Origin of the sequence: Streptomyces brasiliensis (genome assembly GCF_014647875.1) — a bacterium.
In the GTDB taxonomy this organism is placed as follows: Bacteria; Actinomycetota; Actinomycetes; order Streptomycetales; family Streptomycetaceae; genus Streptomyces; species Streptomyces brasiliensis.
In genome coordinates, this window is record NZ_BMQA01000036.1 from 39,335 (window position 1) to 51,516 (window position 12,182).

Here is a 12,182-nt window from a genome sequence, read left to right on the forward strand (position 1 = left end):
AGCCCGGCGGAGACGTCGTGGCTACTTGAGGCCGCTCAGCATGACGCCGCGGATGTAGTACTTCTGCAGCAGCAGGAAGAGGATCAGCACCGGGAGGATGCTCAGCACGAGGCCGGCCATGACGATGGGCATCGTGCGGGTCGGGTCGACATAGTCCTGCAGGAGCTGGATGCCGACGGGAACGGTCATCACGTCCGGGTCGGCGGTCGAGACGAGCAGGGCCCAGATGTACTCGTTCCAGGCGTCGACGAAGGTCAGCAGCCCGAGCGTGACCAGGACCGGCTTGGTCTGCGGTACGACGATCCGCCACCACACGGTGAACTCGCCGGCCCCGTCGATGCGGGCGGCCTCCAGGACCTCGTCCGGGATCGAGACCATGAACTGGCGCATCAGGAAGATCCCGAAGCCGTTGACGAGGAACGGCATGGCGAGCGCCGCGATGCTGACGGTCAGGCCCGCGCCGCCGCGCCCGAGCAGGTCGTTCCCGCCCGCCAGCGGCCAGTGCACCAGGATCAGGAAGTGCGGGATGAAGAAGAGGAACGGCGGGAACATCATCGTCGACAGCACCAGGCGGAAGACGAAGTCCCGGCCGGGGAAGCGGAGTTTGGCGAGCGCGTAGCCGGCGAGCGACGACGTGAGCAACACCGATCCGGTGATCAGGGCGGTGGCGACGACGCTGTTGCGGAAGAGCACCGGCAGATCCAACTGGTCGATCGCCGCCCGGTAGTTGGACAGGTCGAACGACTTGGGCAGGAACCGGTACGGCAGCGTGCCGGACTCGCCGGGCCCCTTGAAGGACGTCATCACCATGTCGAGGAACGGCACCACCGTGAGTACGGCGCCGGTCACCACCAGCAGATACGACAGCCACGGGAAACGGCGGCGGATCACGCGTCCTCCCCCTTGCGCCGGAAGATCCACAACTGCGCCAGGGTGACCACGAGGACCACCACGAACAGTACGAAGGCGGCGGCGCTCGCGGTGCCCCACTCGCCGTAGGAGAAGGCCTGCCGGTACATCTCCAGCGCGGCCACATCGGTCGCGTCGCCCGGTCCGCCGCCGGTCATCACGGTGATCAGCGCGAACGACTGCAGGCCGGCGAGGAACTGGGTGACGCACACGAACAGCAGGGACGGCCGCAGCAGGGGCAGGGTGATCTTCCAGAAGACGGTCACGGGCCCGGCGCCGTCGAGCGCGGCGGCCTCGTAGTACGACCCGGGAACCGACTTCAGCCCGGCGGTCAGAATCAGGATCGCCGAACCCACCGAGGCCCAGGCCTGCACGACCACGACCGAGGGCAGCGCGGTGTCCGGGTCCTGCAGGAACGCCACCGAGTCGAGCCCGAGGGCGTTGAGGACGCCGTTGACCAGACCGCCCGGCTCGTACATGTACTTCCATACGTTGCCGACGGCGACGACGGTCGTGACGATCGGCAGGAAGTACAGGGTGCGCCACAGCCCCTGGAACCGCAGCTTGTCGATGCACGTGGCGACGAGCACGGAGCCGGCGAGCGCGAGGGTCACGGTGCCCAGGGCGAACAGCAGCGTGTTGGTGAGGATCGGCGTGAGGAACGTCGATCCGTCCGCGAAGAGGCCGGTGAAGTTGTCCAGGCCGACCGGTTCGATGTCGCCGAGGCCGAACCCGGCCCAGCGGGACATCGACAGCAGCAGCGCGAAGCCGAGCGGCAGGATCAGGAAGACCGCGAAGAAGAGCAGCGTCGGTGCCAGGAAGAGATACGCGACGACGGCCTGGCGGCGCCGGGCCCTGCCGCCGCTGTCGAGGGCGGGTGCGGCGGACCGGGCGCCGTGCGCCCGCTCGGTCGCCTCCGGGGTCAGCACGTTCACCATGACCGCGACACCTCCTGATCCACCTGACGGCGGGTGGTGCGCAGCGCCTCGTCGACCGACTGCTGACCGGTCCAGAGCGCCTCGATGTTCTTGCGCAGCAGCGACTTGGCCCGCTGTGCGCCCGGCACGTTCGGCTCCGGCACCGCGTACGCCAGCGCGTCCAGGAACGGGTGCAGGTTCGGATCGCCGCCCTTGCCCAGGAGGGTCCGCATGTCGTCGGCGCGGCCGGTCAGGGAGCCGACCGACACCTGCAGGGCGCTCATCCGGGTCGCCGTCGTGCCCTTCTTCGCGCTCACCTTCTCGGTGTTGAGCCAGTGCAGGAACTCCCATGCCTCGCGCGGGTGTTCACTGGCCGTGTTGACCCCGAGCATGAAGCCGGTGGAGAGCGTGGCGTGCCGGTCGCCCGCCTCGGGGACCGGCACGGGCGCGACGCCGACATCGCCGTAGTCCTTGCCCATCAGGGGCTGCAGGCTCCCGGTCCACCAGCCGGCGCTGATCACCATGGCGACCTGCCCGGACGGGAACGCCTTGTAGACGTTGACGCCGGGCGCGCTCGCGCCTCGGGTGACGAGGCGGTGCTCCAGATCGAACACGGCCCGGCCGGCCGGTGAGTCGATGGCGGTGCTCCTGCCGTCGGCGGAGACGAACGTTCCGCCGGCGGCGTTGAGCAGGGCGAGCGTCTGGCCGACGGTGGTGGAGTCGTCGTAGGTCGACAGCCCGAACCCCTGGACCAGCGTGTTGCCGTACCGGTCCCGCCTGGTGGTGCGATGGGCCGCCTCCTCCAGCTCCCGCCAGGTGCGGGGAGGGCTGCCGATGCCGGCCCCTCGCAGCAGGCGTCTGTTGTAGTAGAGGGCGTACGTCTGCACCTCGGTGGGGTAGCCATAGACGTTGCCGCCCACCGACGCGGCGCCGACCGCGGCCTTGCCGTAGCCGCGCCTGATCTCCTCCGCGTGCTCGGCCGGAGCGGGCCGCAGGACGCCGGCCCGGACGAGCTGGCCGTTCCACAGGCAGTACGGGTGAATGATGTCGGCGCCCTGGCCCGCGGCCTGCCGGACCATGAACGTGGTCAGCAGATCCGTGAACTCGACGGCCTTTGTTCGCACCTTGACCCGGTCGTGGGTGGCGTTCCATTCGTCGACCGGGCCCTGCAGTGCCTCCTTGAGCTCCCCGCTGGCGTAGTGGGAGAGCAGGGTGAGGACGACCGGGTCGCCGGGCCGCCCGGTGCCCTGGTGCGGCGCCGCGCATCCGGAGGCGAGCAGCGCCGAGGGAAGGGTGAGCGCGAAGTGACGGCGGCTCAGGCCGCCTGCTGCCGTGCCGCGTCGTGGCGGTGTCACCGGGCGGCCTCCCGCCGCAGCACGCGGAACACCCGGGTCGTGGTGAAACCGGCCTTGCGGTACAGGTGGCCCGCCGGAGACCGCTCGCCGGCCCACAGGAACCACGCGGAGTGCGCACCGCGCGCCCGCATCCGCTCCAGGACCAGGTGGAGCAGAACCTTGCCGAGTCCGGTGCCGCGCATCTCGTCCAGCACGCCGAAGGGACCGAACCGCTCGTCCACCGACTCGTACGCGCCGTGCATCGCCCAGCCGACCAGGCGGCCAGAGGGGTCCCGGACGACGACGACCCGGTCGAGCGGCGTTCCAGCGGCCAGACACTCCCGGATCGCGCGGGCCCAGTCCGGGTTGAAGTGGTTTCCGGCGAGCGCGACCAGGTCCACCAGGTCGTCGTCGGACGGGGTGGCGAACCGGTAGCCCCGTGCCGTCAGTTCGTCCAGACGGAGCGCGACATCCTCCGGGAGGCGATGACCGACCAGTCCACGGTCCATCGCCACCGCCTCGTAGAGCGTGCGGAAGCCCAGGGACTCTAGGAGCCCGGCCGCCTCCGGGTACGCCTCGGCGTCCAGGCCGGGGAGGATGTAGTTCGGGGTGTACGAGGAGAAGTCCACCCGGGTGCGGCCGTGGCCGTGCAGCCAGTCGAGGGCGTCGGTCAGCAGCCGACGGCCGAGGCCGCGCCCGCGGGCGGCCGGGTCGACGAAGAAGAACGGGATCCAGCCCTGGTCCGGCTCCAGGTCGGTGCCGGTCATCGGCGTCAGCCGGCGCACCGCGTAGGCGGCGCCGAGGACACGGTCGCCGTCGACGGCGACCCGAAGCCCCTCCGGATCGAAGTTGGCGTCGAGCAGCACCAGGGAGCGGAAGCGGTCCGGGGAGAGGGGATCGGCCGGCGCGCTCCTGCGCCATGCCTCCACCAGCCGCGGGCCGTCACCCACGCGAAAGCCACGCATACCGGCCCCGGATGGCGTCGTGCGATCGGTCGTCGAGTGGGTCGCCGGCTCGAGCCGGCCAGGCCCGGCGGGACCGGGCGACGCGTGCAGCCGTGCGATGTCGGTCGTCGCCGTGACACGCCCGTCCGTGCTCATCCTCTGCCCCGTCCGCCGGTGACATCCCGAAGCGGCGGTCGGAGACCACGCGCTCGCCGGTTGTGGAATTTAGCAGTGGTTTGTCACGGTTCGGAGGGGAAGGGGGCTGCCGTAACTCTTGCGGCGGACGGGGCGGCCCGGCGGGCCGTCGGTTCCCTGGATCGCGGTTCTACCGCCGAAACGGGACCGGAGGGCAGCGTCCGCATTCACTCCGTCGTGAACACCTCGTCGTACGCGAGGCGTGGCAGTCGTTGGAACCATGCGTTCTCGCCCGGCTCGCCGATGTTCACCACGGCGAGCACAGGGTGCACGACGTCGATCTGACGCTCACGCTTCCGGCGGCGACGTCGGTGGTCAGCGGCATCAACGGGATGGCGCACGCCGTCGAGGCCCTCTACGCACAGGACCGGGACCCGGTCGCCTTCCTGATGGCCGGCGAAGCGCTCGATTCCCTCGTGCGGTCCCTTCCGATCGTCGCGCGGCGTCCGGACGACGCCGAGGCGCGGGCGGACGCGTTGTACGGCGCGTGGCCGGCGGGCACGTGCCTCGGCACGGTGGGCATGGCCCTGCACCACGAGGTGTGCCATGTCCTGGGCGGCACGTTCGGGCTTTCGCACGTCGGAACCCCACGCGGTCGTCCTGCCGCACGTGGTCGCCCACAACGCACCCGCGGCCCCCGAAGCAATGGCGCGCATCGCGCGGGCGCTGCCGGGTGACGACGCCGCGAGCGGTCTCTTCGACTTCGCCGGGCGGCTCGGCGCCCCCAGAGCACTGCGGGACCCCACGACCGGCCACCCGGAGTGGGCGAACCTGACCGAATCCGAGCGGAAACTGATCCCGCTCGTCGTGGACGGCCTCACCAACCGGGCCATCGCCGACCGGCTCTACGTGTCCGTGCACACGGTCAACACGCACATGAAGCACATCTTCACCAAGCTCGGCATCAACTCCCGGGTCGAACTGACCCGGCCGGCGGTCGAACGCGGCGGAGCCGCCGACGGGGCGGACCGAGCAGTCTCACAGCCAGCCGCGCCGCGCGGCCTGCCAGGCCAGTTGCATGCGGGTGCCCGCTCCGGCGTGTTCCATCATGCGCTGTATGTGGCGCTGGACCGTGCGGCGGCTGAGGCCCATCTGGGACGCGATCGCCTTGTCGGCGACTCCGGCCACCAGCAGGGACAGCACCTTGCGGTCGGTCGGGGAGAGCGGCGCGGACGGGTTGGTGTCGTCCGCCTCCAACCTGCCCGTGTCGTCGACGTCCAGGGGGACCGCGTCGTCCCAGTGGCTCTCGAACAGGGCTATCAGGGCGCTGAGGAGGTTGCTGTCGCGGACCAGGGCAGTGGTCGGTTCGTCGGGGCTGCCGTTGGGGCCGCCGGGCACCAGCGGGAAGATCGCGACCGAGCGGTCCGCCACGGCCAGGCGGAGCGGGAGATGGGGGACGGAGCGGGCGACCTCACCCGCGCGGACGCCCGCGACCACGTTGTCAACGGCTCCCTCGTCGTCGAAGAACGCCTTCTCGTACAGCACGCGGTAGGTGACGCCCCGGGCCAGCGCCTCGAACTCCTCGCGGTTGGTGCCGGACGGCATCGCGACGTACTGCGCCTTGCAGAACCAGAGCATCTCGTCCCGCGCGTTCGTCTGGATCTGCCGCAGAAGCCGGCGCAGCGCCTCGGCGCCCGTGATGACTTCGAGGAGCTGCCCGGCGTCGTGCCGCCGCATCGTGTCCTGGTACGTCTCGATGAGCCGCGCCGCCTCCACGCGCGCGAGGTCCAGCGCGTCGGCGCCGCTCTTGATGCGGGGCAGGAGGGCCACGTCGGGCGGTACGGCACGGAACACGCGCGGCGCGCCGTCGGTGTGGCTGGCCAGGCCCATCGTGGTGAGCGTGTCGAGGACCCGTACGGTCTCGTCGCGGGACAGGGACGTGCGCTGGACGATGTCGTCGACCGTCGCCCGGCCGGACGTCACGAGGAGCCGGTACACCGACTCCTGCACATGCGAGACCCCAGCTGCTTCGAGCATCTCGGCCGTCCTCCCCGCCCGCCATGGCCCGGGCGGTTGAAGACGGTACTACAGGGGGAGGCCGACGGGCGGGCGGGCCGGGTACGGCCCGCCCGCCCACCGGACTTCACCGGATCACGACCGCTGCAGCCAGGCCCGTCGGACCGTCTGCCGGACGCTGTTGCCCGAGCCGTCCTCGGCGGTGACGCGCAGCGTCACGTACGCGCTGCTACGGCCCTTCGGCAGCCCCTGCACGGAGGCCCGGAAGGAGTCGGCGTCCCGGCCGCGCACGGACGCCGTGTGCCAGGTCTTCCCGTCGTCGTACGACGTCTCCACCTGGACGTGGAGCCCTCGCGGAGCCGGCAGTCCCTGCTGGGCGCGGACCGACACGTCGAGGCCGTACCCGCCCTCCTTGCCGACCGTGTTGTGCGCGTCGACCGGGAGTGCGTAGTCGAGTTGGAGGAGGGGGAGCGGCATGGCCTTGTCGGTCCTGGCCGAGCGGAACGACCACGACGTCTCGGTGGCCGTGCCGTACGTCCAGCCCGGGAGGTTGCGTGAAGTCGTCAGCTCCAGGCGGTAGTTCGCCGCGGCCGACGGCACCAGGGCGTCCGTCCAGGCGTTGCCGAGATCCGCGAGCCGGGTGCCGTCGCGGTACAGCGTGGCCGTGGCTGAGTCACCGGCGGGCTCGGCCGCCCGGCCGCCGAAGCCGCCGACGCCGCCGTCCCCGCTCCCGGCCTCGAGGCGCGACCAGTGGCCCGGCTGCGAGTCCGTGAACTCCGGGATCCGCAGGCGCAGCACGTCGCCGTTGCGCACCGTCGGGGTCGCGGTACCGGCCGGGATCGACGGCCGTACGACCGAGCCCTGCCACGTCTCGTGCTCCTGGGCGCCCGCCCGGTAGCTGCGCGGCTCGTCCCGCATGCCCGCGTTGAGCGGCATGTCGACGTCGAACGTCGTCGTGTGGTGGACGAGGTGCTGCCAGGTCGTGTCGCCGGCGGTGACGTACTCGGTGCGCTCGAAGCCGGTCGGCACGTAGCGGGTGTACTGCAGCCAGGCCGTCTGCTGGCTCGGCCGCCAGCCGAAGCGCTGCTCGCTCGCCCAGCCCGTGCCGCCGTTGTCGGCGTACGTGGTGTGCACGACCGTGCTGTTGCGCTCGGACACCGTGTACACGACCTGCTGGGGGATCTGCTGCTTGGCCACCTGCTCGACGTCGTACAGGTAGGGGCTGCGGGCCGTGGTGCGGAAGGTCAGCTCGGTGGTCCGGTGGTGGATCCTGTCGAGGAGTGCGGCCCCCGCGCTGTTGCCGATGCGGATCGCCGGGACCGCCCAGCGGTCGCCGTCGGGGCTCCAGCGTGTCCACGAGATGTCGGCGAAGTGGACGAGGACGACCGCTCGAACACCGGCCGCCGCGGCCTGTGCCATCACGTCCTTCTCGTACACGTTCTGCTCGTTGGTCAGCACGGCGACCCGGCCGCGCGCCTTGGTGAAGTCGGGCGCGCTCGCGTCGCCCGCGTCGACCGCGGTCAGGGTCCGCGCGCCGTCGTCGAGCAGTGGGGACGCCGGCATGTAGTAGGCGTTCAGCTTGCCGTCGGGGGACGTCAGATCGAGGAGCGGGGCGACGAGCTGCCACCGCGAGACGAACTCGAAGGTGCCGTCGTGGACTCGGGACGTCGGGCTGACGTACAGCCGCTTCGCGAGGTCGAAGTACATCGTGCCCTGGAGCAGGCTCTGGCCGTCGAGTTCGCGGTACGTCTGGTAGCTGAGGATGCCGCGCTGCTCGGCCGGCTCGGGCGTGCGGATCTGGACCTGACGCGTGGCGCGGGCGTCCAGGGTGACGGTCGTGTCCTTGGTGACCTTCACCTCGGGCAGCACCACCTCGCGCAGTTCCTGGCCGTCGCTCGCGGTGTCCAGGAACGTCTCGTTCAGCTGGTAGGTGCCCTCCTCGACCTCGGCCACCGCCGCGTCGGCGTCCGTGTAGCCGACGAAGCCGTCCGGTCCCCAGATGGTCGGCAGGGCCTGGATCCGGTTGCCGTCCTTGTCGTACGTCCTCACGGTCAGCCGGTGCACCGGGCCGTGCACCACCAGGCTGAGCGTGGTGTGGACCGAGACCGTGCCCGCAGCGTCCGTGCCGGTGACGTAGCCGTAGTACTTGCCGCGCCCGGCCTTGGCCGGGTCCACGGTGAGGGGCACCTCGGCCGTGCCGCCCGCGGGAACGCGCACCGAGGCGGCGCCCAGCCGCACGGCGTCGGCCGGAGCGGTCTGACCGCCCGCGGTGGCCAGGTGCGCCTGGAGCGTCAGCGTGACGTCCTTGTCCGAGGAGTTGGAATACGTCAGCGTGCTGGTGCGCGCGGCCGCTCCGGTCTCGAAGGAGCCGAGGGTGAGGCCGCCGGTGGCCGTGACGGGACCGAGGGCCGCGGCCGGCAGGTCGATGCGTCCGCCGCCCTGCTCGGTCACCAGCTGACCGGTCACCGTGTGCGCGGTACTGACGAGCGCGTCCTTGATCCGCTCGCCGCTCCAGTCGGGGTGCCGCTGGGCGATCAGCGCCGCCGCACCGGTCACGTGCGGGGTGGCCATCGAGGTGCCGGACGCGGCGGTGTAGTGCTCATCGACCGGGTCGCCCAGCGTGGTCCCGGCCGCGCGGGCCGCCACGATGCCGACGCCGGGCGCGGTCACGTCGGGCTTGACCGCGTCGTCGCCCAGACGCGGGCCACGGCTGGAGAAGGGGGCGAGGGAGTCGTCACGGTCCACCGCGCCCACGGTCAGCGCCTCGTCCGCCGCGCCCGGCGAACCGACGGTGCCCGTGCCCGCCTCACCGCTGTTGCCCGCGGCCACCACGAACAGGGCGCCGCTGCTTTTGCTCAGCTCGTTCAGCGCCAGGCTCATCGGGTCGGTGCCGTCGGTCGCGTCGTCGGAGCCGAGGCTCATGTTGACGACCTTGGCGCCCTGCGCCGCCGCCCACTCCATGCCGGCGATGACCTGCGACTCGGTGCCGAAGCCGTCGTCGCCCAGCACCTTGCCGACCAGCAGCTCGGCGGCGGGCGCGACGCCCTTGCGGCTGCCCGCGGAGGCGGCGCCGGTGCCACCGACGATCGACGCGACGTGCGTACCGTGCCCGAACACGTCACCCGTGCCCGAGCTGTCGGTGAAGTCCTTCGCCTCGGCGATCCGGCCGGCGAGGTCGGGGTGCGTCTGGTCGACGCCCGTGTCGAGGACCGCCACCTTGACGCCCTCGCCGCGGTAGCCCTTCTCCCAGACATCCGGCGCGCCGATCTGCGCGGTGCTGCGGTCGAGCGCCGCGTCCACCCGGCCGTCCAGCCACACGCGCGGGGTGGCGGAGAGCGAGGAGGCCTTGAACTGCCCGTCCGCCGGGGCGAGTTCCTTCCAGAAGCGGCCGAGGTCCTGCGGCGCGACCCGTAGGGCCCGCGCGTCGATGCTGCCGAGCGTGCGGACCGGGGAGCCGTCACCGGCCAGTGCCGTCAGGGCGTTGACCTCCCTGGCCGAGGCGCTGCCCGTCCGGCCCACGATCAGGGGCAGCGCGTCGGTGTGGGCCTCGTCGTAGCGCTGTGCCAGCAGAGCGGTCACGTCGAACAGCGCCCGGTCCACCTGCCCGGCCGCGACCAGCGGTGCCGCGTCGGACGGCAGCACCGTCACATGTCCGTTCCGCTCGACCGTCCTGAACACGATGCCCCTGCGTCCCGGCCCGGGTTCCACGGCGGCCAGCTGGCGGCCGTCGGACTCCCTGGTCACGGTCACTCGGTCACCGGTGATCAGCCGCACCGTCGCCGGGCTGCCGGCGGGGGCGGCCTCGGCACCGCCCGCGGCAGCCGGGCGGGCGGACACGGGTGCCACGGCCGCCGCCGTGAGCGCGAGGCCCGTGGATATGGCCGCCAACAGGCGTCTACGTCTCATCAGTCCCGTGCCTTCTCTCGTTCGCGGGGTGCAGTTCACACGTTCGACAGAATCCGGTGACCGTGATCCGGGTGCCAGGGATTCCCGTGGCACAGGTGGGACATGTCGCAACGGCGACAGCCGTCCTGCCGATTCCAGGAGCACGGCGGGACGGAACGGGCTTCGCCCGGCGGCTGGTCGGCGTTGGGACAGAAGACCGGCGGCCGGTCGCCGGCCGCCGGGACAGTCCGGCCGCCTCCAGGTCCAGCAGATACGGCGGCAACACGAGCCCCTGCTCGTCCCGCTCGTCGACGAGCCCCGCCAGAGCGGTCCCCTGCGGACCACCGGTGCGCGCGCTGCCCGGGACGTCAACTTCCTTACATGCGCAGTCTCCACGGTGTCCACCCCGCCCCGGCCACCACTTTTGAACATGTTCAATTCCAGGCGTACGCTCCTGCCATGAGCGACAGAGCCGCCCTCCTCAAAGGCATCCGCGTCTGGCTGGTCTTCTTCGTCGTGTGTCTGGTCCTCAGCGGCGCCACCGCGTTCCCGCTCGTGCACGAACTCCGCTGGACGGAGGACGTGTTGAGGTCCCTGTGCGTGCCGGACCACCTGCCGGCCCTGATGGCCTGGATCACCCGCGTGAGACAGGGCCTGGACGCCGCCGACACCCAGTACCCCTTCGTCCTCTACGGCACGGACTGGCTGGCGTTCGCCCACCTCGTCATCGCGATCGCCTTCTACGGCCCCTACCGCGACCCCGTCCGCAACATCTGGGTCGTCGAGTTCGCGATGATCGCCTGTGCAGGCATCATCCCGCTCGCCCTGGTCTGGGGCCCGATTCGCGACATCCCGTTCTGGTGGACCCTGATCGACATGTCCTTCGGGGTGTTCGGCGTGATCCCGCTGTACGTCGTACGCAAGAAGATCAAGCGGCTGGAGGCGCTGACCGGGACGGCGCCCGCGACCACCGCCGCTCAGTGATCGCGGATGTAACGGTCCTGGGCCGCCATCACCTCGTCACCGTGCTCGAACGCCCAGGCGCCGAAGGTGTCGAGCGGGACGAGCAACGTCCGCCCCAGGCCGGTGAGTTCGTACTCCACGCGGGGCGGCGAACCGCCGTACACCCGGCGTGCGACCAGTCCGTCGAACTCCAGCCGCCGCAGTGTCTCGGTCAGCACTTTCTGACTGATCCCGCCGATGTGCTCACGCAGGATGCCATGGCGTCTGGGACCGTCCTTCAATGCCCACAGCACCACGCAGTTCCAGGTGTTGGCGAGCAGGTCGAAGGCGAGCCGGGCGCGGCAGTCGGCGAGGAACACGGGGTCGCTGGTCACGTACCGAATGGTGCCCGAGCGGACGCCTACTGTCGTCGGAGTTCGAACGGCCGGACCATTGGGAGGACTTGTGCGCATCGGAATTCTTGGCACGGGCGGAATGTCGGACGCGCTCGGCACGGCGTGGCGCCGGGCGGGGCACGAGGTCCTCGCCGGCAGCCGCTCGTCCGGCGGGTTGCGTGAGGCGGCGGCGTTCGGCACGGACGCGGTGCTGCTGGCGGTTCCCTACCCGGCCGTCGTCGAGGTGGTCACCGGGCTCGCGGCAGAGCTGCGCGGGCGGGTGCTGATCGACTGCACCAACCCGGTCGGACCCGGCTTCGCACTCCTCACGTCGGGCGGCCCCTCCGCGGCCGAGCGCATCGCGGCCGCCGCGCGCACCGCCCACGTGGTCAAGGCCTTCAACCTCTGCCACGAGGACGTCTGGCGGCTGACCCCGCCCGTCTTCGCCGGCCGCCCGCTCGCGGTACCCGTGTGCGGTGACGACGCGGACGCGGTGCAGGCCGTACGCCGTCTCGTCCGCGACCTCGGCTGCACACCGCTGGCCGCCGGGGGCCTCGACCGCGCCGGCCTGCTGGAGGCGACGGCGGCACTGCTGATCGGTTTGTGGGTCGGGGAGGGCGCGGACGCACAGGCGATCGCGCCGCCCCTGGAGTTCTCGGGGCCGAGAGCCGCCTGAGAGTCGTCACGTAATTGCGAAAGTGTCCG

The 12,182-nt window shown here is 71.4% G+C and carries 10 protein-coding genes and 2 pseudogenes; 4 read left to right on the plus strand and 8 right to left on the minus strand.

The genetic code is table 11. The features are described from left to right. Positions 1–21 precede the first annotated feature (21 nt). The 5 genes and pseudogenes from IEZ19_RS34940 to IEZ19_RS51370 form a co-directional block, all read right to left on the minus strand. Positions 22–891, minus strand: a complete 870-nt coding sequence (locus IEZ19_RS34940; protein ID WP_189315403.1) for a carbohydrate ABC transporter permease — start codon at positions 889–891, stop codon at positions 22–24. Then, the gene (locus IEZ19_RS34945) at positions 888–1,847 is read right to left on the minus strand and encodes a carbohydrate ABC transporter permease (protein WP_189315404.1); all 960 of its coding nucleotides are present in this window, start codon (positions 1,845–1,847) and stop codon (positions 888–890) included. Before IEZ19_RS34945 ends, IEZ19_RS34940 begins: the two co-directional genes overlap by 4 nt. Further along, positions 1,841–3,181 (minus strand): ABC transporter substrate-binding protein, encoded by a 1,341-nt coding sequence (locus tag IEZ19_RS34950; RefSeq protein ID WP_229841188.1) that lies wholly within the window; start codon positions 3,179–3,181, stop codon positions 1,841–1,843. The genes IEZ19_RS34945 and IEZ19_RS34950 overlap by 7 nt, the downstream gene beginning before the upstream one ends. After that, a complete protein-coding gene (locus IEZ19_RS34955; RefSeq protein ID WP_229841189.1) occupies positions 3,178–4,110 on the minus strand; it encodes a GNAT family N-acetyltransferase in 933 nt (310 codons plus the stop codon). Before IEZ19_RS34955 ends, IEZ19_RS34950 begins: the two co-directional genes overlap by 4 nt. Before the next feature lie 356 nt (positions 4,111–4,466). Continuing rightward, positions 4,467–4,562: pseudogene (locus IEZ19_RS51370) on the minus strand (malonic semialdehyde reductase); the annotation flags it as partial. Between the two features lie 3 nt (positions 4,563–4,565). Between IEZ19_RS51370 and IEZ19_RS34960 the strand changes: the two are divergent. Together IEZ19_RS34960 and IEZ19_RS34965 are read left to right on the plus strand one after the other, a co-directional pair. Then, a complete protein-coding gene (locus IEZ19_RS34960; protein ID WP_189315432.1) occupies positions 4,566–4,976 on the plus strand; it encodes a dehydroquinate synthase/iron-containing alcohol dehydrogenase family protein in 411 nt (136 codons plus the stop codon). Then, positions 4,945–5,169, plus strand: a pseudogene (locus IEZ19_RS34965) (LuxR C-terminal-related transcriptional regulator); the annotation flags it as partial. The gene IEZ19_RS34960 and the pseudogene IEZ19_RS34965, both read left to right, overlap by 32 nt. 108 nt (positions 5,170–5,277) lie before the next feature. On the opposite strand, the gene IEZ19_RS34970 reads toward IEZ19_RS34965, so the two are convergent. Next, positions 5,278–6,276 (minus strand): helix-turn-helix transcriptional regulator, encoded by a 999-nt coding sequence (locus IEZ19_RS34970; RefSeq protein WP_189315405.1) that lies wholly within the window; start codon positions 6,274–6,276, stop codon positions 5,278–5,280. Positions 6,277–6,390: 114 nt separating this feature from the next. Further along, positions 6,391–10,161 (minus strand): S8 family peptidase, encoded by a 3,771-nt coding sequence (locus tag IEZ19_RS34975; RefSeq protein ID WP_189315406.1) that lies wholly within the window; start codon positions 10,159–10,161, stop codon positions 6,391–6,393. A gap of 438 nt (positions 10,162–10,599) precedes the next feature. On the opposite strand from IEZ19_RS34975, the gene IEZ19_RS34980 reads away from it, so the two are divergent. Then, the gene (locus IEZ19_RS34980; protein ID WP_189315407.1) at positions 10,600–11,124 is read left to right on the plus strand and encodes a hypothetical protein; all 525 of its coding nucleotides are present in this window, start codon (positions 10,600–10,602) and stop codon (positions 11,122–11,124) included. Here the strand turns inward: IEZ19_RS34980 and IEZ19_RS34985 are convergent. Continuing rightward, positions 11,118–11,477 carry a winged helix-turn-helix transcriptional regulator gene (locus IEZ19_RS34985; protein ID WP_189315408.1) on the minus strand — a complete coding sequence of 120 codons (360 nt, stop codon included), beginning with the start codon at positions 11,475–11,477 and terminating at the stop codon, positions 11,118–11,120. The two genes, IEZ19_RS34980 and IEZ19_RS34985, sit on opposite strands and share 7 nt — an antisense overlap. Positions 11,478–11,547: 70 nt before the next feature. On the opposite strand from IEZ19_RS34985, the gene IEZ19_RS34990 reads away from it, so the two are divergent. Then, positions 11,548–12,153: an NADPH-dependent F420 reductase gene (locus IEZ19_RS34990; protein WP_229841190.1), complete on the plus strand. Its 606-nt coding sequence runs from the start codon at positions 11,548–11,550 to the stop codon at positions 12,151–12,153. Positions 12,154–12,182: the final 29 nt, after the last annotated feature.

Bases quoted from the DNA above. Each gene is read 5' to 3' on its own strand.
- IEZ19_RS34975 (WP_189315406.1), bottom strand. From the start codon at position 10,161: ATGAGACGTAGACGCCTGTTGGCGGCCATATCCACGGGCCTCGCGCTC.
- IEZ19_RS34945 (WP_189315404.1), bottom strand. From the start codon at position 1,847: ATGGTGAACGTGCTGACCCCGGAGGCGACCGAGCGGGCGCACGGCGCC.
- IEZ19_RS34980 (WP_189315407.1), top strand. From the start codon at position 10,600: ATGAGCGACAGAGCCGCCCTCCTCAAAGGCATCCGCGTCTGGCTGGTC.
- IEZ19_RS34970 (WP_189315405.1), bottom strand. From the start codon at position 6,276: ATGCTCGAAGCAGCTGGGGTCTCGCATGTGCAGGAGTCGGTGTACCGG.